The following is a 20,622-nucleotide window of genomic DNA, read 5'->3' on the forward strand; positions in this document are numbered from 1 at the left end:
ATAAGGGGGTGGGCCTGGCCGTGCTCCTCTCGGGGGTGGCCCTCTACAGTGCCCTCTACGCCGTGGTCCCCCTGCTTCCCCTTTTGGAAGGGCTCTTTGGATCGCCCCCCGGGGCCGCGGGGCCAGGCATGGGCTTCCCCCTCCTCCTCCTCGTCCTCCTCTCCCCTCTGGTGCCGAGGCTTCCCCTGCCTGCGGGGATGATCCTAGGCGGGGGGCTCCTCCTGGTGGGGCTTGGGGGGCTTTTGGGGGCCCTTAGCCCAAACCTCTTCCTCTGGACCCTCTCCCGCCTCCTCCAGGGGGTGGGGGCAGCCCTGGTGCCCGCCCTGGCCATCGCCCTGGTGCCCCTCCTCTTCCCCCAAAGGGCCTGGGAGATGGCCGGGGTCTACATGGCGGGGAACGTCCTAGGCGGGGGGCTAGGCCGGGTCCTGGCGGGGCTTTTGGCGGAAGGGCTGGGGGTGCGGGGGGCCCTCTTCCTCCTCTCCCTCCCCGCCCTCCTCCTGGGCCTCCTCCTCCTCCGCGCCCCCTCCCGCCTGCCCCCTTTAGGCCCGCCCCGGTACGATCTCAGGGCCTGGCCCCTCTACCTGGTGGGGGGCATCCTCCTCTTCCTGAACCTTTTCCTAGCCAACCTCCTCCCCTACCGCCTCCTGGAGATGGGCTTGGGGCCGGGAGAGGTGGGCCTCCTCTACCTGGCCTACCTCTTCGGCATCCCGGGAAGCGCCCTCTCCGGGCTTCTTTCCCGAAGGATGGGCCCCGTGGCCACCTTCCGCCTGGCCTTTTTAGGGACCATCCTGGGGATGGCCCTCCTCCTCCTGCCCCTGCCCGGGCTGGCCCTGGGCTTCGTCCTCATGATGGCCGCCCTCTTCACCGCCCAGAGCCTGGCCTCGGGGGCGGCGGGCAGGCGGGGGGCCGGGGTGAGCGGGGCCTACGTGGCGGGCTTCTACCTGGGGGGCACCCTGGCGGGCCTCCTCTACCCCCTCTTCCTCCAGAGCTTCCCCCTGGCCGTGGGCTTGGGCGTGGCCCTGGCCCTCCTGGCCCTGGCCTTGGCGCCCGTCAGATAGACCTCCACCCGGCCCCTCCACGGGGAGAACCAAAAAACAGGCCCCGGGGCCTTGGCGCGAAGCCCCGGGGCGCCAGCAACCCCCCACCGCCGCGGCTGACAGGCGGGGGAGCCTCCATCCCCCTAGGCGCCCCTTGCTCCCCCCTCCGCCGAGGAGGCTCATACTACCCCATGCTGGCCCAAGCCAGGATGGGGGCCCCGGCAGAAGATTCCCGAGAGGCCTTTCTGAGCCGGCAGAGCGAAGGAGTCTGGAAGAAAGGGTATCAGTGGGGTCCCCCCCGCCTTTCTAGAGCCTTGTCCAGGTCCTGGGGGAAGCGGAGCACACCCTCCCCAGCCTCCCAGGCCATGTAGACCAGGTTGGAACTTTTGGGCGGAGGAGACCCTTTCCAGGAGCGGGCCACCATGAGCCCCTTAGAGCGGCTCCCTCCCACGGAGGAGACCAGGTTTTCCATAAGACGGAGACGGCCCCGCCCCTTGAGGCTTTTCGCATCGGGCTTGCACTCCACGAACCAGAGGGCGCCCCGGTAGAGGGCAAGGCCGTCCACCTCTGTGGATTGACTTTCCAGAGCCTCCCTGCCCTCCGGGGGCACGAGGTTCCCGCCCATGAGGGCCACCCCGCCCCTCGAGGCCAAGTACGCCTGGAGGTGGGCGTAGACGAAGTACTCCAAGGGAAGCCCCTTGAGGCTCGGGCGCTCCTCGGGAGGAAAGGACTGGCCAAAGTGCCGGGCCCAGAGGCGGAAGAAGCGGCCCACCAGGGGCGAGGCCTCCCAGGAGGCCTGGACCTCGGCCCAGCGCCTCAGGATCTCCTCCGCCGTGGCCAGGACCTCCGGGTCGGGGCGGACGGAGGGGTACGCCTCCTTCAGGCGGTAGCCCCGGAGGGCGAGGAGGTCTTCAGGCCTTCCCTCCTCCCAGGGCACCGGGGCCTCCCCCCCTTCCAGCAAGAGGAGACGGTCCTCCTCCAGGTAGTGGGCCTGGGTACCCTCCCTTAGGGCCAGGTAGAGCCCGAGGGCCATGGCGTGGGTCCCACCGTTCAGGTTGGCGTGCACGGGGTGGCGCCGCCTGAGGGCCTCCTCCACCACGGGGGAGAGGAGGTCCCGCACCTCCCAAAGGGCCCAGGGCCCGGGGAGGGGGCCAGCGTGCACCCGTACCCTTTTGCCCTGGAAGAAGGCCCTTGCCCACCGCAGCCGGTCCTTCATCTCGGGCGTGCTGAGGAGGTACACCTCCTTGGGGCGGGCGTAGAGGTAGGCCCCGTAGAGGGGCGCGGCCTGCTCCGATACCAGGGCGAGAAGGACGGGGCCCCGGGGCGAGGGCAGGGCCCTGGGGGAAGGCTCCGCCTGCAGGAGGGCGTCCACTTGCCGCCTTAGAGGAACCCTAGGGTCCACCAGGAAGACTCTGTTCTCCGAAGCCCAGGCCCGCCAGCGGGCAAGGACGTTTCGCCGTTCTGGAGGGGGGCGGCTTTGGAGGTTGTCCTCGTGGTAGGGTACCACCGGAAGGCAGAGCTGCCCCCCAAGCCCCTGGGCCTCCTGAGCGAAGCCGGCGAAGGCCTCCCGGCGCATCTCCTTTCTCCGGTTCTCCAGGAAGGGCCTCACCCAGTAGGGCCGGCCCCGGTAGACCACGAAGAGCCCGCCCTCCCGCCGGGGAAGCCTGGCCGCGCGGGCTCCCCGGGGGAAGGCCGGGGGTGGGCCCACCTCCTCCCACGTTTCCCCCAAGGGCTCCAGGTAGAGCCGGGCGTACTCCTCCAGGGTGAGGGCCTCTGCCTCTAGGGAAAGGTCCTCCTCCTCCGGCCAGAGGAAGAGGGCCTTGGGAGCCTCGAGGGGGCGGTGGGCCTCGAGGAGGAAGACCCGCGCCCTGGGCCGCCGCCAAAGCCCAAGGAGGCGCGCCGCCCAGAGCTTGGGACCGCCCGTGAGGTTGACCCAGACCTCGCCCATATCCCCCTCTGGCGCGGCCGCCTCGGAAAGGGGCCGCTCCTCAAAGGGGATGCCCTTTTCCTCCAACAGGGCAAAGAGGGCGCGGCGCTTGGCCTCGTAGCCCTCGGTCCAAGGTTGGTGGGTGTAGAAGAGGGCCCTCGCCGCACCTCCTGCCCTTCGCGCCGTCAACTTCAGCCCTAGATACGCGGGGGCTGGGTCGTTGCCTAAAAGGGAGAGGTAGAGCGCTATGGGCCTTTCGGGACCAGTATACCGCCGCTCTTTAGGGGGTTAAGCCGCCGCTTCCTTGTTAGAGCCGGCCCTAGTGGCCGCTAACGGGCTCCACAGGCCGAGGAAGGGAAGGTCCAGGGCCCACCACGGCCAAGCCAGGGGTTGGCTTGATGGGGAAGACAGTATCAATCCCCTTACGGGGCTAAAGGTTCTGCAACATGGGCATCCCCGCGGCGGCCCTGGATTGGGCCACGAGTCGCAATCCCCTTACGGGGCTAAAGGTTCTGCAACCCGTTTAGTCTACTCCTTTGAAAAGCGGTTGCGCCCAGAGTCGCAATCCCCTTACGGGGCTAAAGGTTCTGCAACTCTACCTCAGGGTTACCTGGGGCAGCGAGGTTTACTATGAGTCGCAATCCCCTTACGGGGCTAAAGGTTCTGCAACACCTATCAGTTCTACTGGTCGGGGGAAAACCTTGACCAGTGTCGCAATCCCCTTACGGGGCTAAAGGTTCTGCAACTCTACCCCTCTAAGAATCCCGTCCTGGACGGGGCCGCCGGAGGGGGGTTTTGTGAGAAAGATGAAGTTTGGAATATGCATGGGTGGGAAAACGGGGGTTTTGGGGGGTTTGGCCCCATGGGAAGCTGGAGGAGAAAGGGCGGAGGGGCATGCATAAGCGAATATCGCCGTCCCCGACGGGAAAAACCTGCTTTCAAGGTCCCCTCCCGGTTGCCCGGGACAAGGGCATTATAGCACTTCACCGCAACGGTATACCAGGTTCAAAAGTGTTCCAGAAGTGGGCCTGGGAAGGACACTATACGCTATAGAAGCGTAAAGAAGTGCCGTTGCATCGTACAAGCCCCAAGTTTGATAGTAACTATTCTTGGTGGAATTAATGGGCGAAAAAGGGCTTTGGCCCGGGATGGCCTGTCCTAATCTGGAAAAAAGCCTTAAGGCCTGCGCCGTTCCCAAGGGGCCCCGCCAGGGCGTAGCATGGCCCCATGGAGCTCCACGCCGCCGACCAGTACCTGGTGGCCCCGGGAGGGGCGGGGCTTCTGGAGGTCTACGAGGCCCTGAAGGGTAGTGGGCTCTTCCCGCCCTTTCCCCCCGTGGAGCTCCCCGGGGGCGTGGGAGGGCTCCTGGCCCGGGGGGGCTTCGCCCAGACCTTCTTCTTCCCCGCCGAGGTCCTGGGCCTCACCTTCCGCACCCCCAAGGGGGAGGTGGTGCGGGCCGGGGGGCGGGTGGTGAAGAACGTCCAGGGGTACGACCTGGTGCGCCCCTTCGTGGGGAGCTTTGGGCTTTTGGGAGAGGCCTTGGAGGCGGTCTTCCGCCTCAGGCCAGGGCAGGCCTCGGCCTTCTTGCGCCGCCCCTGGGAAGGGAGGTTTCCCGAGCTTTCCCCCAGGCCCCGCTTCCTCTTCGCCCTGGAGGGGGCCCTTTACGCCTTCCACTTCGGCCCCGAGAAGGAGGTGGCCCGCTTGCGGGAGGCCTTCCTCGGGGAAGAGGTGGAGCCCTTGGACCTCCGCCCCCTCTTCCCCCGGGGGATGGGGGTGGGGGACGGCCCCCTAAGGGACCTCCGCTTCGCCTGGAAGGACGGGGGGGAGGCCCCCAAACCCCCCGAGGCCTTCCTCCGCTGGGTCCAGCGAATGGGGTATCCTCTTTAGGATGCGGGAGCTAGAGGAAGCCTTAGCCGCCATCCAAAGCGCCCAGGACCTCGAGGCCCTAAAAGCCCTCAAGGCCCGATACCTGGGCAAGAAGGGCCTCCTCACCCAGGAGATGAAGGCCCTCGCCAGCCTTCCCCTGGAGGAGAGAAGGGCGCGGGGCCAGGCCCTGAACGCCCTCAAGGAGGCCCTGGAGAAGGCCCTAGAGGAGCGGGAAAGGGCCCTGGAGGAGGAGGCCCTAAGGCGGGCCCTGGAAGGGGAGCGCCTGGACGTCTCCCTGCCCGGGGTGGGCCTCTTCGCGGGGGGCCTCCACCCCATCACCCTCATGGAGAGGGAGCTCCTTTCCACCTTCCGGGCCCTGGGCTACCAGGCGGTGACGGGGCCCGAGGTGGAGGGGGAGTTCTTCAACTTTGACGCCCTCAACATCCCCGAGCACCACCCCGCCCGGGACATGTGGGACACCATCTGGCTGGAGGATGGGGGCCTCCGCCTGAAGGGGCCCCTGGGGGAGGGGGTGGAGGGGAGGCTCCTCCTTCGCACCCACACCTCCCCCATGCAGGTGCGCTACATGGTGGCCCACACCCCCCCCTTCCGCATCGTGGTGCCGGGCAGGGTCTTCCGCTTTGAGCAGACGGACGCCACCCACGAGGCCGTCTTCCACCAGCTGGAGGGTCTGGTGGTGGGGGAGGGGATCACCATGGCCCACCTCAAAGGGGCCATTTTTGAGCTCGCCCAGGCCCTCTACGGCCCCGGGTCCCGGGTGCGCTTCCAGCCCGTCTACTTCCCCTTCGTGGAGCCCGGGGCCCAGTTCGCCATCTGGTGGCCCGAGGGGGGGAAGTGGCTGGAGCTGGGCGGGGCGGGGATGGTCCACCCCCGGGTCTTCCAGGCGGTGGACGCCTACCGGAAGGGTCTAGGCCTTCCCCCCGCCTACCAGGGGGTCACGGGCTTCGCCTTCGGGCTTGGGGTGGAGCGGCTCGCCATGCTCCGCTACGGCATCCCCGACATCCGCTACTTCTTTGGGGGCAGGCTGAAGTTCCTGGAGCAATTCCGGGGGATTTTATGAAGGTGCCCTTCTCCTGGCTCAAAGAATACGTTCCCGAGCTGGAAAGCCCCGAGGTCCTGGAGGAGCGCTTGGCGGGCTTGGGCTTTGAGACGGACCGGATGGAGCGGGTTTTCCGCATCCCCCAAGGGGTGGTCTTCGCCCGGGTCCTCGAGGCCCACCCCATCCCCGGCACTGCCCTAAAGCGCCTGGTCCTGGAGGCCGAGGAGGTGGTGGAGGTGGTCTCCGGGGCGGAGAACGCCCGGGAGGGGATCGGGGTGGCCCTGGCCCTTCCCGGGACGGAGCTAGGGGGCCTAAGGGTGGGGGAACGGGTCATCCAGGGGGTGCGCTCCTTCGGCATGGCCCTCTCCCCCAGGGAGCTCGGGGTGGGGGAGTACGGCGGGGGGCTTCTGGAGTTCCCCGCGGAGGCCCTTCCCCCCGGCATCCCCCTGGCCGAGGCCTGGCCCGAGGAGGTGGTCTTGGACCTGGAGGTCACCCCCAACCGCCCGGACGCCCTGGGCCTTCTGGGCCTGGCCCGGGACCTCCACGCCCTGGGCTACGCCCTCCGGGAGCCCGAGGCCCGCTACCAGGCGGAGCCCGTGCCCCTTCCCTTCCGTCTCCAGGTGGAAGACCCCCTGGGGGCCCCCCACTTCACCCTGGGCTACGCCTTTGGCCTAAAGGTGGCCCCAAGCCCCCTCTGGCTCCAGCGGGCCCTCTTCGCCGCGGGGATGCGCCCCATCAGCAACGTCGTGGACATCACCAACTACGTGATGCTGGAAAGGGCCCAGCCCATGCACGCCTTTGACCTGCGCTTCGTGGGGGAGGGGATCCGGGTGCGCCGGGCCCGGGAGGGGGAAAGGCTTCGCACCCTGGACGGGGTGGAGCGGACCCTCCACCCGGAGGACCTGGTCATCGCCGGCATCCAGGGGGAGGAAAGCTTCCCCTTAGGCCTCGCCGGGGTCATGGGGGGGGCGGAGAGCGAGGTGCGGGGGGACACGGAGGCCATCGCCCTCGAGGTGGCCGCCTTTGACCCCGTTTCCATCCGCAAGACCGCCCGCCGCCACGGCCTCCGCACCGAGGCCAGCCACCGCTTTGAGCGGGGGGTGGACCCCCTGGGCCAGGTCCCCGCCCAGAGGCGGGCCCTGGCCCTCCTCCAGGCCCTGGCGAAGGCCCGGGTGGCGGAGGGGATCCTCGAGGCGGGAAGCCCCAAACCCCCAGGGCCCATCCCCTTCCGCCCAGGGTACGCCAACGCCCTCCTGGGCACCCAGTACCCCGAGGAGGCCCAGGTGGCCATCCTGAGGCGGCTGGGGTGCCGGGTGGAAGGGGATGGCCCCTACCGGGTAACCCCCCCCAGCTACCGCCTGGACCTCCAGCTGGAGGAGGACCTGGTGGAGGAGGTGGCCCGCATCCAGGGCTACGAGACCATCCCCCTGGCCCTCCCCGCCTTCTTCCCCGCCCCCGACAACCGGGGGGTGGAGGCCCCCTACCGGAAGGAGGAAGGTCTAAGGGAACTTCTGGCGGGCCTGGGCTTCCAGGAGGTCTACACCTACAGCTTCGCCGACCCCGAGGAGGCCCCCCTCTTCCGCCTTCCCCCTTACCCTCTGCGCCTCCAAAACCCCCTGGCCCCGGAGAAGGCCGCCCTCAGGACCCACCTCTTTCCCGGCCTCCTCAAGACCCTCAAGGAGAACCTGGCCCTGGACCGCCCCGAGCGGGCCCTCCTCTTCGAGCTGGGCCGGGTCTACCGGGTGGCGGAAGGGGTGGTGGAGGAGAGGAGCCACCTCGCGGGCCTCCTCTTCGGCGAGGGCCTGGGCCTATCCTGGAGCAAGGAGCGGCTTTCCGGCTTCTTCCTCCTCAAGGGCTACCTGGAGGCCTTCTTCAGACAGCTTGGCCTGGACTTCCGGGTGGAGGCCCACCCCTACCCCTTCCTCCACCCCGGGGCCTCGGGGCGGGTCTTGGTGGAGGGAGAGGAGAAGGGCTTTTTGGGCCAGCTCCACCCCGAGATCGCCCGGGCCCTGGAGCTTCCCCCGGTGTGGCTCTTTGAGCTCACCCTGCCCCTCCCGGAAAAGCCCCTGGCCTTCCAAGACCCCCCCCGCTACCCCCTGGCCCTGCGGGACCTGGCCGTGGTGGTGCCCGAGGCCACCCCCTACGGGGAGGTGGAAAGGGCCATCCGGGAGGCGGCGGGGCCCCACTTGGAGAGCCTGGCCCCCTTTGACCTCTACCAGGGGCCGCCCCTTAGGGAGGGGGAGAAGAGCCTCGCCTTCCACCTCCGCTTCCGCCACCCGGAAAGGACCCTCAAGGACGAGGAGGTGGACGCCGCCATGGAGGGGATCTTCGCCGCCCTCAGGGCCAGGGGTTGGGGCCTCAGGGGGTAGACTCTAGGCATGCTCACCTGGGTGGACCTCCTGGCCCTCTTCAGCCTGGCCCTGGGGATCGCCTTGGGCTACCGAGGGGGGCTTCCCCTGGCCTTCGCGGGGCTTGGGGTCCTCCTCTACCTCCTTCTGGCCCAGCTCTCGCTTTCCGGGCCCTGGTGGGGTTTGGGCCTTGGCCTCCTCCTGGGGCTCCTGGGGAAAAGCCTACCCCTCCCCCCCCTCTCCCAGGGCCTCGAGGCCTTTTTGGGCACCCTGGGAGGCTTCCTCGTGGGGTTTTTCCTGGCCCTAGCCCTCTGGGCGGGATTTCCTTGGGAAGCGGTGGGGGCCACCCTGCGCTACCCCTCGGTGAACCTCCCCACCCCCGTCTACCAAGGGGTGAGCGAAAGCCCTTTCGCCCGGGAGGTCTTCCGCTTGGCCTGGCAGACCCCCTGGCTCCGGAAGGCCCTCGCCCTAGAGGGCCAGCACCCGCGATAGGGAGAGGAGGGCCCGCTTGATATCCTTCCTGCGCTCCACAGCCTCCTCGAGGGGGGTGAACTCCACCTCCCCCTCCACCTCTCCCACCATCACCCCGCTGGTCCCCCCGGCCAGGGCCTCCACCGCCGCCGCCCCCAGGCGGCTCGCCAGGATGCGGTCCTTGGCCGTGGGGCTTCCTCCCCGCTGGATGTGGCCCAGGACCGTGACCCTGGCCTCCACCCTTACGTGCTCCTGAATGGCGGAAAGGAGGCCTGCTGCCCCGCCGGGATAGGCCCCTTCCGCCACCACCACGATGGAGCTGGTCTTCCCCCGCTTCTGGGACTCCAAAAGCCCCTGGGCGATGGCCCTGGGGTCCACGGGCTCCTCGGGCACGGCGATCACCTCCGCACCCCCCGCCAGGCCCACGTCCAGGGCGATGAAGCCCGCGTGCCGCCCCATGACCTCGATGAAGAAGACCCGCTCGTGGCTCGCCGCGGTGTCCCGGATGCGGTCAATGGCCTCCAAGGCGGTGTTCACCGCGGTGTCAAAGCCAATGGTGTGGTCGGTGCCAAAGAGGTCGTTGTCAATGGTGCCCGGCACCCCCACCACCGGCACCCTGTGCTCCTCCACAAGGCGCATGGCCCCGCGGAAAGTGCCGTCCCCACCGATGGCCACCAGGCCCCCTATGCCTGCGGCCTTCAGCTTAGCCACCGCCTTGGCCCGCCCCTCCTCCGTGAAGAACTCCTGGCTCCGGGCGGTGAGGAGGAGGGTACCCCCCCGCTGCAGGATGTTGGCCACGTCCCGCACCCCCAGGGGGACCATCTCCCCCTGAATCATGCCCGCGTAGCCCCGGCGAATGCCCACGACCTCAATCCCCAGGGCGTAGGCCTGGCGCACCACGGCCCGGATGGCCGCGTTCATGCCAGGGGCATCGCCCCCGCTGGTGAAAACCCCAATACGCTTCATCTATCCTCCACGCTTAGGCGGTAGGCCTCGTTCCGGGGCACCCCCGCCGCCACCAGGGCGCGGAAGAGGGCCTTCCCGGAAAGGCCTTGGGCCTTGAGCGCCTCATGGAGCCTTCTGGCGTCCGGGGCCGGGGCCTCCTTGGGCCCCAGGACCAGGACGAACTCCCCCTTGGGCTCGGCGAAACGCCCCAGCGCCTCCCCCAGGCTTCCCCGGAAGACCTCCTCGTGGACCTTGCTGATCTCCCGGGCCACGGCCGCGGGGTGGGCTTCCCCGTAGACTTCTATGAGGTCCTGAAGGGTTTTCCTAAGGCGGTGGGGGCTTTCGTAGAGCACCGCGGTCCTCCCTTCCTGGGCCAGGGCCTGAAGCCTTTCCTTGCGCTCCTTTCCCCCCTTGGGGAGGAAGCCCTCAAAGGTGAAGCGGTGGGTGGGCAGGCCCGAGGCCACCAGGGCGGGGATGAGGGCAGTGGGACCAGGAAGGGCTTCCACCCGCCAGCCCCATTCTAAGGCCAGGCGCACCAGCTCCGCCCCAGGGTCCGAGATCCCCGGGGTACCCGCGTCCGTGGCGTAGGCCACGTAGGCGTAGGGGGCGAGGAGGTCCTTGGCCCGGCCCACGGTGTGCCCGTCCAGGCGCAAGGTGGGGGTGGGGATGCCGTAGTGGCGGAGGAGAAGCCCCGTGCGCCGGGTGTCCTCGCAGGCCACCACCTCCGCCTCCTGCAGCACCCGGAGGGCCCTTAGGGTGATGTCCTCCAGGTTGCCGATGGGGGTGGGGACCAGAACCAAGCGCATGGGGCTAGAGGAGCACGGGCCTAAGCGCCGCCAGAACCTGGCGGAAGGGGAGCTCGTAGAGGGAGCCCGAGGGCAGGGTGAACTCCAAAAGGTCCCTGGCCCCGGGGAAGAGGATCCGCCGCAGGACGAGGGGGCCCTGGTCGGTCCCCACGTGAACGGTCAGGTAGTCGGGCTCCAGGTTGGGCTCGTCCTCCGCCTCCCTGGGAGGCTCCCCGCCCACCCCCTCCTCCAGCCGCCCCAGGGCCTCTAGAAGCTCGGCCTTGAGGAGGCGCACCTCCTCTAAGGTCCCCCCGGAGAAGCGGAGAACCACCTCCTCCCCCTTCCCAAAGGCCTCGAGGCCCCAAAGGGGCTCCTTTTCCTCCCCAGGCACCTCCACCACCTCCAAGGTGCCGTCGGAAAGGAGGTGGAGGACCGCACCGCAGGCCTCGCAGTCCAAGAGATCCCCTGCCTCGTACCCCTCCAGGTCCAGGGGCTCGCCGCAAACCGGGCACACCATGAACCACCTCCCAGGAGGATCCTGCCCCCCAAAGGGGGAGAGGCTCCTCAGCCCGCGTGGCGAGCGATGCAGGCCCGGACCTCTTCCAAGGCCGCCTCCCGGCCCCGCCAGCCCGTCACCTTCACCCACTTGCCCTTCTTGGCCTCGAGGGCCTTGTAGGTTTCAAAGAAGTGCTGGATCTCCTGCTTTATGCCCTCAGGTATGTCCCCGATGTCCTGGATGTGGTCCAGGCGTTGGTCCTCAGCTGCCACCCCGATGATCTTGGCATCGTTTCCCTTTTCGTCCTCCATGAGGAGGAGGCCCACGGGGCGTACCTCCACCACCACCCCGGGCAGAAGGGGGTAGGTGGAGAGGACGAGCCCGTCCAGGGGGTCCCCGTCCTCCGCTAGGGTGGAGGGGATGAAGCCGTAGTCCCCGGGGTAGAACTGGGCTCCGGGGAGCACCCTATCCAGCTTGATCACCCCCAGCTCGGGGTCGTACTCGTACTTGTTGCCTGAGCCCCGGGGGACCTCGATGACCATGTGGACCACCTCGGGAGCACCCTTGCCCACGGGAAGGCTCTTCAGGTTCGCCATAGCCCCTCCATTATACGAGGGCCTCTGGAATGTCCGTGACCAGGGCGTCCACTCCCCACGCCGCGAGGGCTCCGGCCCGGGAGCGATCGTTCACCGTCCAGGCCAGGACCCGGTAGCGGCCCTTGAGCCGGCGCACCTCCTCCTCGGTGAGCAGGGCCTCCCAGGGGTGGACCCAATCCACACCCAGGCAGGGGGCGAGCTCCAAGGCCTCGGGCTTCTGGTAGAGGAAGCCCAGAGGCCGTACCCCCAGGCGCCCAAGGCGCACCAGGGCCAGGGGGTCAAAGGAGCTCACCCAAAGGCGCTCCGAGGGGTAGCGGGCGAGGAGGTGGGCCAGGGCCTCCTCCCTGCCGTCGGTCTCGGGGGGGAGGCTCTTCAGCTCCACGTTGATCCAGATCTGGGGAAAGGCCTGCAAGACGGCCTCGAGGGTGGGCACGTAGGGGGGGAGTTCCTTCAGGACGAGGCTGGCGATGGGAACCCCCTTCAGGGTGAAGTCGTGGTGGACCACCAAGACCCCGTCTCGGGTCTGGTGCACGTCCAACTCAAAGCCGTCCAGGCCTAACTCCAGGGCTTTCCTGAAAGCCTCCAGGGTGTTCTCCCTCACCCCCAGGGCAAGGCCGCGGTGACCTAGGCGGAGAGGCATGAGAGGGAGTATACAATGGGGCCATGGGCAAGTACGAGGAAGCCTTTTCCCGCCTGGCAGAGCGGGCCCTGGCACGCTTGGAGGGGCCCGGGGGGTTCCTGGCCGTGACGGAAACCCACCTGGTGTTGGTGGACGAGACCGGGGTAAAGAGGATGGCGCTTTCCCGCATCCGCCGGGTGGGCCGCGGCGAGGGAGGGAACCTGGTGGTCCAGGGGGAGGAGGAGACCCTTACCATCCCCCTGAGGGTCTTTCCCCTGGAGGAGCTCAAGGCCTTCCTGGAGGGCCTTAGGCCCCACGTGGCCCGGGCCCGGAAGGCCACCGCCGCCCCGCCGCCAAGCCCCCAGGCCTCCCCTCTCCCCAGCCCCGAACCCGCTTCCCACGCCCCAAGCGGGGAGGGCCAGAGGGTCCCCATTTGGGAAGAGGAGGCCCCGCCCAAGCCCGCCTCGGTGGAGCTAGCCCCGGAGCCCAAGGCGGCGGAAGCCCCAGCCGACACCCCCAGACCCAAGGGGGGTGGAAGCCCTTTGGCCCTTCCCCTAAAGGCCCTCGCCCTCCTCACCCTGGCCTACACCGTGGCCTTCGTGGCCCTGAACCCCGGGGCCGATCCCTGGGCCCTGGCCGGGGTGGTTTTGGGCGGGCTTGGGCTGGCCTTGACGGAGTGGTCCTTGGCTACCTCCTCGCGGTAGCCCTTCTCGGCCTCCTTAGCCTCTGGCCCAAGATCTCCCCCAGGCCTCACCCCGTGCGGGTGGAGACGCTTGTGGAGGCCGCCTTCACCCCGCCAGCCCCGGAGCCCGTGAGCCTGAACCGGGCCAGCCTCGAGGACCTAGAGGCCCTCCCCGGGATAGGCCCCGTCCTAGCGAGGCGCATCCTAGAGGGGAGGCCCTACGAAACGGTGGAGGATCTCCTCAAAGTGAAGGGCATCGGCCCGGCCACCCTGGAGAAGCTCCGGCCTTACGTGGTGCCGTGAGGATGCACCTCGTTTCCCCTGGGGTAGGCTTGGGCCTAGGGGGTCTCCTGGGAGCCTGGGTTCTCCTCTACCCTCTGGCCCTGGTCCTGGTCCCCTTCCTCCTTTTCTGGCAACGGCTGCCCCTCCTCCTGGGTTTCCTCCTGGTCCTCGGGCGGGGGCTCCTCTTCCCCGTCCCGGAACCCCCTTACGGCCTGCGGATAGAGGGCACCTTCACCGTCCGGGAGGGGTTTACCGAATGGCAGGGGCACCGCCTGCGCCTGCGGCGCTTTCCGCCCCTGGAGGACGGGGTTTACCACCTACGGGGGTACCTGGCTCCTCCCGAGCCCCGGCGCAACCCCGGGGGGTTTGACGAGCGGGCCTGGCTCCTGGCCCAAGGCGTAAAGGGGGTGTTTCACGTGGAACGGGCCCAGCTCCTCTCCCCCCTCCCCAATCCGCGAGCCCCTTTACGGGAAAGGCTGGCCGCGGGCCTCTCCCCGCCCACCAAGGAGGTTTTGGAGGGCCTGGTCCTGGGCGAGAAGCTGGGCCTCGAGGAGGCCTACAGCCTCTTTCAAAGGGCGGGCCTGGCCCACCTCCTGGCGGTCTCCGGCCTCCACGTGGGCTTCCTCGTGGGAAGCGCCCTCCTTCTCCCCTTGGGCCGCTGGCGCTACCTCTTGGCCCTGGGCCTCCTCCCCCTCTACCTCTTCCTGGCGGGCCCCAGCCCCTCCCTGGTACGGGCCAGCCTCATGGCGGGCCTCTCCCTCCTCGGCCTCTTCCTGGGCCTAGGGGCCGCGGGGGTGGTCCAGGCCCTGGGGGTGGCCCTTTTCCTCCAGCTCCTCCTGAGGCCCGAGGCCCTCCTCAGCCTGGGCTTTCAGCTCTCCTACCTGGCCGTCTTGGGCCTGGCCCTGGTCCTCCCCTCCCTAAAGCTCCCCCCTGGGTTCCGGGGTTACCTCCTCGGGGGGCTCGCCGCTAGCCTAGCGGTCCAGGCCTTCCTGGCCCCCCTTCTCCTCCACCGCTTCCACTTCCTCCCCCTCCTCGCTCCCCTCAGCAACCTCCTGGCCCTCCCCCTGGCGGCCCTTCTGGTGCCCCTGGGCTTCCTCAAGCTCCTCCTGGGAGGGGCCTTGGCCTTCCCCGTGGAGCCTCTGGCCCAGGCCCTCCTGGCCCTGGCGGAACAGGCCTCCCAGGCTCCCCTCTTGTGGTGGGGAGAGATCTCCCCATGGGGCTTCGCCCTTTACTACCTAGGCCTGCTTCCCCCCCTTTTGGCCCTCCACCGGGTCCTCCCCTGGCGGAAAGCCCTCCTCCTCGCCACCCTGCCCGTGCTGGCGAGCCTAGCGGCGGGTCTCCCCAAACCCCTGGACCTGTGGCTTTTGGACGTGGGCCAGGGGGATGCCCTCCTGGCCCGGATGGGCAGGGCCGAGGTGCTGGTGGACGGGGGGAGGCCTTGGCAAGGGGAGAGGGTGGTGCGGGCCCTGAGGGCCTTGGGGGTGGAGGCCCTCGAGGTCGTGGTGGCCACCCACCCCGACGCCGACCACTACGGGGGGCTTCTCAAGGTGGTGGAGGAGGTCCCGGTGGGCCTCGCCCTCCTCTCCCCCGCCTTCCCCAAGGACCACCCCCTGGTCCGGGCGCTGGAGGCTAAAGGGGTCGCCACCCTCTACCCCGGGGCGGGCACGGAGATCCGGGTGGGGAAGGGGTGGCTTCGGGTCCTCTGGCCCGCCTTCTTGAGCGGGGACGACAACTGGGATGGCCTCGCCCTCCTCTTGGAGTTTGGCCCCGCCAGAGCCCTCCTCCTAGCGGACCTGCCGAAGGAGGTGGAGGCTAGGCTTTCCGTGGAGGCCCTGGAGGTCCTCAAGGTCAGCCACCACGGCTCCCGCACGGGAACCTCCGAGGCCCTCCTGGCCAGGACCAGGCCGGGAATCGCCCTCATCGGGGTGGGGAGGAACCCCTACGGCCACCCCCACCCCGAGGTCCTGGGGCGCCTCGAGGCCCACGGGGCAAAGGTCTACCGCACGGACCGGATGGGGGCGGTCCGGGTGAGCTTCGGCTACGCGTGGTAGCCCAGGCGCTCCAGAAGGGCCGAGAGTTCCTCAGGGGAGCGGTAGTGGATGACCAGGCGGCCCCGCCTCCCCCCCACCACCTTCACAGGAAGGCCCAGGTGCCGGGAGAGCTCCAAGGAAAGGGGGGAGGGCTCCTTGGGCCTCCGCTCCTTGCCTAGGCGCTCCCTTAAGGCCTCAGCCTGGCGCACGGAAAGCCCCTTCTCCAGAATTTCCCCCAGGCCCCAGAGCCGGTCCTCGGGCTCCAGCATGAGGAGGGCCCGGGCGTGCCCCGCCGTGATCTCCCCCACCTCCAAAGCCTCCAGGACCTCCTCGGGCAACTGGAGGAGCCTCAGGGCATTGGCCACCGTGGAGCGGGCCTTGCCCACCCGCCGGGCCACCTCCTCCTGCGTCAAGCCCATGGAAAGAAGGGCCTGGTACCCCCGGGCCTCCTCCACGGGGGAAAGGTCCTCCCGCTGGAGGTTTTCCACCAGGGCCAGTTCCAGGGCCTCCCGGTCCGTGAGGTCCCGCACCAGGGCGGGCACCTCGGAAAGCCCCGCCATTTGGGCGGCCCTAAAGCGCCTTTCCCCGGCTACCAGCTCGTACCCTTCCCCCTTGGGGCGCACCAGGAGGGGCTGGAGGAGGCCCTTCTCCCGGATGGAGGCGGCGAGCTCCTCCAGGCTCTCCGGGGAAAACCGCCGCCGGGGCTGGGCGGGGCTAGGGCGGATGGCCGAAAGGGGAAGGCGCACCACCCCGCCGGTCCCCTTGGGCAGGAGGGCCTCAAGGCCCCTTCCTAGACCGCTAACCCTCTTGGACACGGGCCATCACCTCCTCGGCCAGGCGCCGGTAGGCGTGGGCTCCCGGGGAGGTGGGGGCGTGCTGGGCGATGGTGCGGCCAAAGCCAGGGGCCTCCGCCAGACGCACGTTTCTGGGGACCACCGTCCAGAAGACCCTCTCCCCAAAGTGGGCCCTGAGCTCCCCCTCCACCTGCTGGGAAAGCAAGGTGCGGCCATCGTACATGGTGATGAGGATGCCAAGAAGCCTCAAGGCGGTGTTGAGGCGGCCCCGCACCTCGTCTAGGGTAGCGAGGAGCCCCACCACCCCCTCGAGGGCGTAGTACTCGGCCTGCACCGGCACCACCACCCCTTGGGCCGCCCCCAGGGCGTTTAGCGTCAGGGGGGAGAGGCTGGGGGGAACATCCAGAAGGGTGAAGTCGTAGCCTTCGTCCCGCAGGGCTTGGGCCAGGGCCAGGGGGTTGTCCGCCAGCTCCACCATGGCCCCCACGAGATCTGGGGTAGCGGGAAGGAGATGGAACCCGTCCACGGGGTGGACCAACTCCTCCAGGGGCTCCCCCTGCAAGAGCTGGTACACCCCCTTCCTCGGGCGCAATCCTAGGCCGCTGGTGGCGTTCATCTGGGGGTCCAGGTCCACCAGCAGGACCCGCTTACCCATGCGGCCCAGATAGGCGGCCAGGTTGATGGCGGTCGTGGTCTTGCCCACCCCTCCTTTCTGGTTGACCAGGGCGATGCGGCGCACCTCGCCCACTAGCATAAAGGTTTTTTCTCGGGAACCCCCGGGCGGCGGGGGTAGGCGGAGGGCGTGGGGGCCTCCTTGGCTAGGACCACCAGGGCCCGCTCCTCCTCCAAAAAGGGGGGGCGGAAAGAGCGCACCTCCCCCAAGGAACCCCCCAAGGGGCCCAGGGCCTTGGGCAGAAGGGAGAGCTCCTCCCTTACCTTGGGCCCCTTCTGAGCCACCATATGCCCGCCCCGCCGGAGGAAGGGAAGCCCTAGCTCCGCCAGGACGCAGAGGTGGGCCACGGCCCGGGCCGTCACCCGATGGTAGGCCTCCCGGTGCTCCGGCAAGTGGGCCACCTCTTCCGCCCGGCCCCAGAGGGGGTAGGCCCCCTCGAGCCCCAGGGCCGCCACCGCCTCCTCCAGGAAGGCCACCTTCTTCCGGGTAGCGTCCAGGAGGACCACCTCCAGCTCCGGGCGCACGATCTTCAGGGGAAGACCGGGAAACCCAGCCCCTGTGCCCAGGTCCAAGACCCTGAGGGGTCCTTTCCAGAGGGGAAAGAGAAGGAGGGTGAGGGAGTCCAGGAAGTGCTTGGCCACCACCTCCCGCTCCGTGCGCAGAGCGGTGAGGTTGGCCTTGCGGTTGCCCTCCATGAGGAGGTCGTAGAGGCGGGAAAATGCCTCTAGGTGGGGCCTTAGGTCCAGCCCCAAAGCCTTTCCCCCCTCCAGAAGAAGCCCCCTGCCCTCCGGGCTCAGGCCCACGTCCCCTCCTGTTTCCCGTGAAACACTACCCTTCCCGCCTGAGGTGGACCAAAAGGGCGGTGAGGTCCGAGTCGCGAATCCCGGGGACGCGGGCGGCCTCAGCTAGGGTGCGGGGCTGGAAGCGGGAAAGCTTCTCCACCGCCTCCCGGGAGAGGCCCGGCACCCTGGGGTAGTCCAGGCCCTCAGGGAGGCGGAGGGCCTCCAGGTCCCGCATCCTCTCCCGAAGCCTTTCCTGCCGCTCTATGTAACCCGCATACTTGGCCCGGATCTCCACTTGCTCCCGCTCCTCCTGGGAAAGGGGGGTTGGGGTAGGGAAGCGTTCCAGGAGGGCCTCGTAGGTGTTCCCGGGGCGCCTCAGCCACTGGAGGCCGCTCACCCCTTCCACCCTGAGGGCCTGCAGGCGCCTGAGCTCCGCCTCCACCCTCTCGTACTTGGCCCGCACCCGCTCCAGGTCCTCCCTAGGCCTCAAGCCCCAGGCCACCGCCAGGGGCACCAGGCGCTCGTCGGCGTTGTCAGCCCGGCAGAGGAGGCGGAGCTCCACCCGGCCCGTCATCATGCGGTAGGGCTCGTCCGTGCCCCGCCCCACCAGGTCGTCCACCAGGACCCCGATGTAGCCCGTCTCCCGGCCCAGGTGCACCTTGGGAAGCCCCAAGGCGTAGCGGGCGGCGTTCAGCCCCGCCAAGAGCCCCTGGGCGGCAGCCTCCTCGTACCCCGAGGTCCCGTTTACCTGCCCGGCGCTGAAAAGCCCGGGCAGGAGGCGGGACTCGAGGCCCCGGGTGAGCTCCGTGGGGTCCAGGCTGTCGTACTCCACCGCGTAGGCGTAGCGCTGGACCACCGCCCGGGAGAAGCCCGGGAGGCTTCGCACCATCTTCTCCTGGAGCTCCGGAGGAAGGCTTGAGGAGAAGCCCTGGAGGTAGACCTCGCTGGTGGAAAGGCCATCGGGCTCCACGAAGAGGAGGTGGCTCTCCTTGTCGGCGAAGCGCACCACCTTGTCCTCTATGGAGGGGCAGTACCGGGGTCCGATCCCCCGGATGTCCCCGGCGTAGAGCGGGGAGAGGTGGAGGTTGTCCAGGATGAGCCGGTGGGTCCTCTCCGTGGTGCGGGTCTGCCAGGTGGGGAGCCGCTGGGCGTAGGGCCCGGGGTTTCCCGTGAAACTCCCCGGGGGCACCTCGGGGGGGACCGCCTCCAGTTCCCCAAAGTCCACGGAGTCCGCCCGGATCCTAGGCGGGGTCCCGGTCTTGAAGCGGCGCAGGGTGTGGCCCACCTCCCTTAGGCTTTGGGAGAGGAAGCGGGCCGGGGGCTCCCCCTGCCTTCCCGCGGGTCGGGACCTCCTTCCGTACCAGACCACCCCGGAGAGGAAAGTGCCCCCCGCCACCACCACTGCCTTGGCGGGGATGCCCCGGCCGTCCACGGTCCTCACCCCCACGAGCCTCCCCCCCTCCACCCAGAGGGCGGCCACCTCACCCCGGAGCACGGAGATGGGCCTTTCCAAGAGGATCTCCTGGGCCTTCAGGGCGTAGAGGTCCCGGTCCACCTGGACCCTAAGGCTCTGCACCGCAGGGCCCTTGGAGCGGTTCAGGACCCGGGTGTGGATAGCGGCGGCGTCCGCCGCCCGGCCCATGAGCCCCCCCAAGGCCACCAGCTCCGCCACCAGCTGGCTCTTGCCCGGCCCTCCCACCGCCGGGTTGCAGGGCATCATGCCCATCCGCTCCGGGTTCACCGTGATCAGGGCCACCCGCACCCCCAAGGCGGCCGCAGCCCAGGCGGCCTCGAGGCCCGCGTGGCCCCCGCCCACCACCACCACCTCGTACCCCATCCTGCTTTTCACTTTACCAAGCCCCTAGCGTAGAATGTTCCCTCGGACGGTGGGGGTGACCTTGACGCACGAGGCGGTCTGGCAACACGTTCTGGAGCACATCCGCCGCAACATCACCGAGGTGGAGTACCACACCTGGTTTGAGAGGATTCGCCCCTTGGGCATCCAGGAGGGGGTCTTGGAGCTAGCGGTGCCCACCTCCTTTGCCCTGGACTGGATAAGGCGGCACTACGCCGAGCTGATCCAGGAGGCCTTGGGCCTCCTAGGGGCCCAGGTTCCCCGCTTTGAGCTACGGGTGATCCCCAACGCCCCGGTCCAGGAGGACATCTTCCAGGCCGCTCCCAAGGCCGAACCCGCCCCGCCCAAACTCAACCCCAAGTACACCTTTGAGAACTTCGTGGTGGGGCCCAACAACTCCATGGCCCACGCAGCGGCGGTGGCCGTGGCCGAGTCCCCGGGGCGGGCGTACAACCCCCTTTTCATCTACGGGGGCGTGGGTCTGGGCAAGACCCACCTCATGCACGCAGTAGGCCACTCCGTGGCCAAGCGCTTCCCCCACCTGAGGATCGAGTACGTTTCCACGGAAACCTTCACCAACGAACTCATCAACGCCATCCGCGAGGACCGCATGGCGGAGTTCCGCGAGCGCTACCGCTCCATGGACCTCCTCCTGGTGGACGACATCCAGTTCATCGCCGGAAAAGAGCGGACCCAGGAGGAGTTCTTCCACACCTTCAACGCCCTTTACGAAGCCCACAAGCAGATCATCCTCTCCTCTGACCGACCCCCCAAGGACATCCTGACCCTCGAGGCCCGCCTGAGGAGCCGCTTTGAGTGGGGCCTCATCACCGATATCCAGCCCCCTGACCTGGAAACCCGCATCGCCATCCTGAAGATGAACGCGGAGCAACGAGGCCTCCGCATCGGCGAGGACGTTCTGGAGTACATCGCCCGCCAGGTCACCTCCAACATCCGCGAGCTGGAAGGAGCCCTGATGCGAACCGTGGCCTACGCCTCCTTAAACGGGGTGGAGCTCACCCGCCAGGTGGCCGCCAAGGCGCTTTCCGACATCTTCGCCCCCCGGGAGGTGGAGGTGGAACCCCAGGAAATCGTGCGGGTGGTGGCGGAGCACTTCGCCCTCCGCCTGGAGGACCTGGTGGGAGGTGGGCGGCGGAAGGAAGTGGTCTTGCCCCGGCAGATCGCCATGTTCCTGGTGCGGGACCTCACCCGCTCCTCCTTGCCCGAGATCGGCCAGCTCTTCGGCGGCCGGGATCACACCACAGTGCTCTACGCCATCCAAAAGGTCCAGGAGCTTTCTGAGAGCGACCGGGAGGTGCAAAGCTTGCTCCGCTCCCTCCGGGAGAAGCTGGGATGAGGGCTGTGGATAACCTG

At 68.8% G+C, this 20,622-nt stretch carries 19 protein-coding genes and 1 CRISPR repeat array; of the genes, 9 read left to right on the top strand and 10 right to left on the bottom strand.

The window, feature by feature from the left end; genetic code table 11:
* Nucleotides 1-8 precede the first annotated feature (8 nt).
* The gene (locus ATI37_RS07050) at nucleotides 9-1,058 is read left to right on the top strand and encodes an MFS transporter (protein WP_117237738.1); all 1,050 of its coding nucleotides are present in this window, start codon (nucleotides 9-11) and stop codon (nucleotides 1,056-1,058) included.
* A gap of 262 nt (nucleotides 1,059-1,320) precedes the next feature.
* Here ATI37_RS07050 and ATI37_RS07055 read toward each other — a convergent pair whose 3' ends face one another.
* Nucleotides 1,321-3,153, bottom strand: a complete 1,833-nt coding sequence (locus ATI37_RS07055; protein WP_232822463.1) for a PDDEXK family nuclease — start codon at nucleotides 3,151-3,153, stop codon at nucleotides 1,321-1,323.
* Nucleotides 3,154-3,374: 221 nt separating this feature from the next.
* Nucleotides 3,375-3,710: direct repeats of the CRISPR family, unit length 36 nt; unit sequence GTCGCAATCCCCTTACGGGGCTAAAGGTTCTGCAAC.
* A gap of 481 nt (nucleotides 3,711-4,191) precedes the next feature.
* Between ATI37_RS07055 and ATI37_RS07060 the strand changes: the two genes are divergently transcribed.
* From ATI37_RS07060 to ATI37_RS07075, 4 genes are read left to right on the top strand one after another with little or no spacing between them, the layout of a single operon-like run.
* Nucleotides 4,192-4,851, top strand: coding sequence for an FAD-binding oxidoreductase (locus ATI37_RS07060; protein ID WP_117237740.1), 660 nt, complete (start codon nucleotides 4,192-4,194; stop codon nucleotides 4,849-4,851).
* Between the two features lies 1 nt (nucleotide 4,852).
* Nucleotides 4,853-5,911 (top strand): phenylalanine--tRNA ligase subunit alpha, encoded by a 1,059-nt coding sequence (gene pheS, locus ATI37_RS07065; RefSeq protein WP_117237741.1) that lies wholly within the window; start codon nucleotides 4,853-4,855, stop codon nucleotides 5,909-5,911.
* Nucleotides 5,908-8,259, top strand: coding sequence for a phenylalanine--tRNA ligase subunit beta (gene pheT, locus ATI37_RS07070; protein WP_117237742.1), 2,352 nt, complete (start codon nucleotides 5,908-5,910; stop codon nucleotides 8,257-8,259). Before pheS ends, pheT begins: the two co-directional genes overlap by 4 nt.
* 9 nt (nucleotides 8,260-8,268) lie before the next feature.
* On the top strand, nucleotides 8,269-8,730 hold the full coding sequence (locus tag ATI37_RS07075; RefSeq protein ID WP_117237743.1) for a hypothetical protein: 462 nt from the start codon (nucleotides 8,269-8,271) through the stop codon (nucleotides 8,728-8,730).
* Here ATI37_RS07075 and pfkA read toward each other — a convergent pair.
* From pfkA to ATI37_RS07100, 5 genes are read right to left on the bottom strand one after another with little or no spacing between them, the layout of a single operon-like run.
* Nucleotides 8,707-9,675, bottom strand: coding sequence for a 6-phosphofructokinase (gene pfkA, locus ATI37_RS07080; RefSeq protein ID WP_117237744.1), 969 nt, complete (start codon nucleotides 9,673-9,675; stop codon nucleotides 8,707-8,709). The two genes, ATI37_RS07075 and pfkA, sit on opposite strands and share 24 nt — an antisense overlap.
* Nucleotides 9,672-10,460 carry a 16S rRNA (cytidine(1402)-2'-O)-methyltransferase gene (gene rsmI / locus ATI37_RS07085; protein WP_117237745.1) on the bottom strand — a complete coding sequence of 263 codons (789 nt, stop codon included), beginning with the start codon at nucleotides 10,458-10,460 and terminating at the stop codon, nucleotides 9,672-9,674. The genes pfkA and rsmI overlap by 4 nt, the downstream gene beginning before the upstream one ends.
* A 4-nt stretch (nucleotides 10,461-10,464) precedes the next feature.
* On the bottom strand, nucleotides 10,465-10,956 hold the full coding sequence (locus ATI37_RS07090; protein ID WP_117237746.1) for a TFIIB-type zinc ribbon-containing protein: 492 nt from the start codon (nucleotides 10,954-10,956) through the stop codon (nucleotides 10,465-10,467).
* Between the two features lie 47 nt (nucleotides 10,957-11,003).
* On the bottom strand, nucleotides 11,004-11,531 hold the full coding sequence (locus ATI37_RS07095) for an inorganic diphosphatase (RefSeq protein ID WP_117237747.1): 528 nt from the start codon (nucleotides 11,529-11,531) through the stop codon (nucleotides 11,004-11,006).
* 10 nt (nucleotides 11,532-11,541) lie between these two features.
* Entirely contained in the window at nucleotides 11,542-12,171 is a 630-nt protein-coding gene (locus ATI37_RS07100) for a glycerophosphodiester phosphodiesterase (RefSeq protein ID WP_117237748.1), read from the bottom strand.
* Nucleotides 12,172-12,194: 23 nt separating this feature from the next.
* On the opposite strand from ATI37_RS07100, the gene ATI37_RS07105 reads away from it, so the two are divergent.
* The 3 genes from ATI37_RS07105 to ATI37_RS07115 are packed head-to-tail and all read left to right on the top strand — an operon-like array spanning nucleotide 12,195 to nucleotide 15,165.
* Nucleotides 12,195-12,854 carry a YcxB family protein gene (locus ATI37_RS07105; RefSeq protein ID WP_117237749.1) on the top strand — a complete coding sequence of 220 codons (660 nt, stop codon included), beginning with the start codon at nucleotides 12,195-12,197 and terminating at the stop codon, nucleotides 12,852-12,854.
* On the top strand, nucleotides 12,827-13,135 hold the full coding sequence (locus ATI37_RS07110) for a ComEA family DNA-binding protein (RefSeq protein WP_117237750.1): 309 nt from the start codon (nucleotides 12,827-12,829) through the stop codon (nucleotides 13,133-13,135). The genes ATI37_RS07105 and ATI37_RS07110 overlap by 28 nt, the downstream gene beginning before the upstream one ends.
* 2 nt (nucleotides 13,136-13,137) lie before the next feature.
* Entirely contained in the window at nucleotides 13,138-15,165 is a 2,028-nt protein-coding gene (locus ATI37_RS07115) for a DNA internalization-related competence protein ComEC/Rec2 (protein ID WP_117237751.1), read from the top strand.
* Here ATI37_RS07115 and ATI37_RS07120 read toward each other — a convergent pair.
* From ATI37_RS07120 to mnmG, 4 genes are read right to left on the bottom strand one after another with little or no spacing between them, the layout of a single operon-like run.
* On the bottom strand, nucleotides 15,153-15,959 hold the full coding sequence (locus tag ATI37_RS07120) for a ParB/RepB/Spo0J family partition protein (RefSeq protein WP_117237752.1): 807 nt from the start codon (nucleotides 15,957-15,959) through the stop codon (nucleotides 15,153-15,155). The genes ATI37_RS07115 and ATI37_RS07120 overlap by 13 nt on opposite strands.
* Nucleotides 15,943-16,692 (bottom strand): ParA family protein, encoded by a 750-nt coding sequence (locus tag ATI37_RS07125; protein ID WP_117237753.1) that lies wholly within the window; start codon nucleotides 16,690-16,692, stop codon nucleotides 15,943-15,945. The genes ATI37_RS07120 and ATI37_RS07125 overlap by 17 nt, the downstream gene beginning before the upstream one ends.
* Nucleotides 16,686-17,414, bottom strand: a complete 729-nt coding sequence (rsmG, locus tag ATI37_RS07130; protein WP_117237754.1) for a 16S rRNA (guanine(527)-N(7))-methyltransferase RsmG — start codon at nucleotides 17,412-17,414, stop codon at nucleotides 16,686-16,688. The genes ATI37_RS07125 and rsmG overlap by 7 nt, the downstream gene beginning before the upstream one ends.
* 25 nt (nucleotides 17,415-17,439) lie before the next feature.
* A complete protein-coding gene (mnmG, locus tag ATI37_RS07135) occupies nucleotides 17,440-19,242 on the bottom strand; it encodes a tRNA uridine-5-carboxymethylaminomethyl(34) synthesis enzyme MnmG (protein WP_269801872.1) in 1,803 nt (600 codons plus the stop codon).
* 49 nt (nucleotides 19,243-19,291) lie between these two features.
* Between mnmG and dnaA the strand changes: the two genes are divergently transcribed.
* Entirely contained in the window at nucleotides 19,292-20,605 is a 1,314-nt protein-coding gene (gene dnaA / locus ATI37_RS07140) for a chromosomal replication initiator protein DnaA (protein ID WP_117238553.1), read from the top strand.
* The last annotated feature ends 17 nt before the right edge of the window (nucleotides 20,606-20,622 follow it).

It is taken from the genome of Thermus sediminis (assembly GCF_003426945.1).
In the GTDB taxonomy this organism is placed as follows: Bacteria; Deinococcota; Deinococci; order Deinococcales; family Thermaceae; genus Thermus; species Thermus sediminis.

Excerpts from the sequence above, each read along its gene's own strand:
- ATI37_RS07060 (WP_117237740.1), top strand. The coding sequence starts at position 4,192 with ATGGAGCTCCACGCCGCCGACCAGTACCTGGTGGCCCCGGGAGGGGCG.
- pheS (WP_117237741.1), top strand. The coding sequence starts at position 4,853 with ATGCGGGAGCTAGAGGAAGCCTTAGCCGCCATCCAAAGCGCCCAGGAC.
- pheT (WP_117237742.1), top strand. The coding sequence starts at position 5,908 with ATGAAGGTGCCCTTCTCCTGGCTCAAAGAATACGTTCCCGAGCTGGAA.
- ATI37_RS07075 (WP_117237743.1), top strand. The coding sequence starts at position 8,269 with ATGCTCACCTGGGTGGACCTCCTGGCCCTCTTCAGCCTGGCCCTGGGG.
- pfkA (WP_117237744.1), bottom strand. The coding sequence starts at position 9,675 with ATGAAGCGTATTGGGGTTTTCACCAGCGGGGGCGATGCCCCTGGCATG.
- rsmI (WP_117237745.1), bottom strand. The coding sequence starts at position 10,460 with ATGCGCTTGGTTCTGGTCCCCACCCCCATCGGCAACCTGGAGGACATC.
- ATI37_RS07090 (WP_117237746.1), bottom strand. The coding sequence starts at position 10,956 with ATGGTGTGCCCGGTTTGCGGCGAGCCCCTGGACCTGGAGGGGTACGAG.
- ATI37_RS07095 (WP_117237747.1), bottom strand. The coding sequence starts at position 11,531 with ATGGCGAACCTGAAGAGCCTTCCCGTGGGCAAGGGTGCTCCCGAGGTG.
- ATI37_RS07100 (WP_117237748.1), bottom strand. The coding sequence starts at position 12,171 with ATGCCTCTCCGCCTAGGTCACCGCGGCCTTGCCCTGGGGGTGAGGGAG.
- ATI37_RS07105 (WP_117237749.1), top strand. The coding sequence starts at position 12,195 with ATGGGCAAGTACGAGGAAGCCTTTTCCCGCCTGGCAGAGCGGGCCCTG.
- ATI37_RS07115 (WP_117237751.1), top strand. The coding sequence starts at position 13,138 with ATGCACCTCGTTTCCCCTGGGGTAGGCTTGGGCCTAGGGGGTCTCCTG.
- ATI37_RS07125 (WP_117237753.1), bottom strand. The coding sequence starts at position 16,692 with ATGCTAGTGGGCGAGGTGCGCCGCATCGCCCTGGTCAACCAGAAAGGA.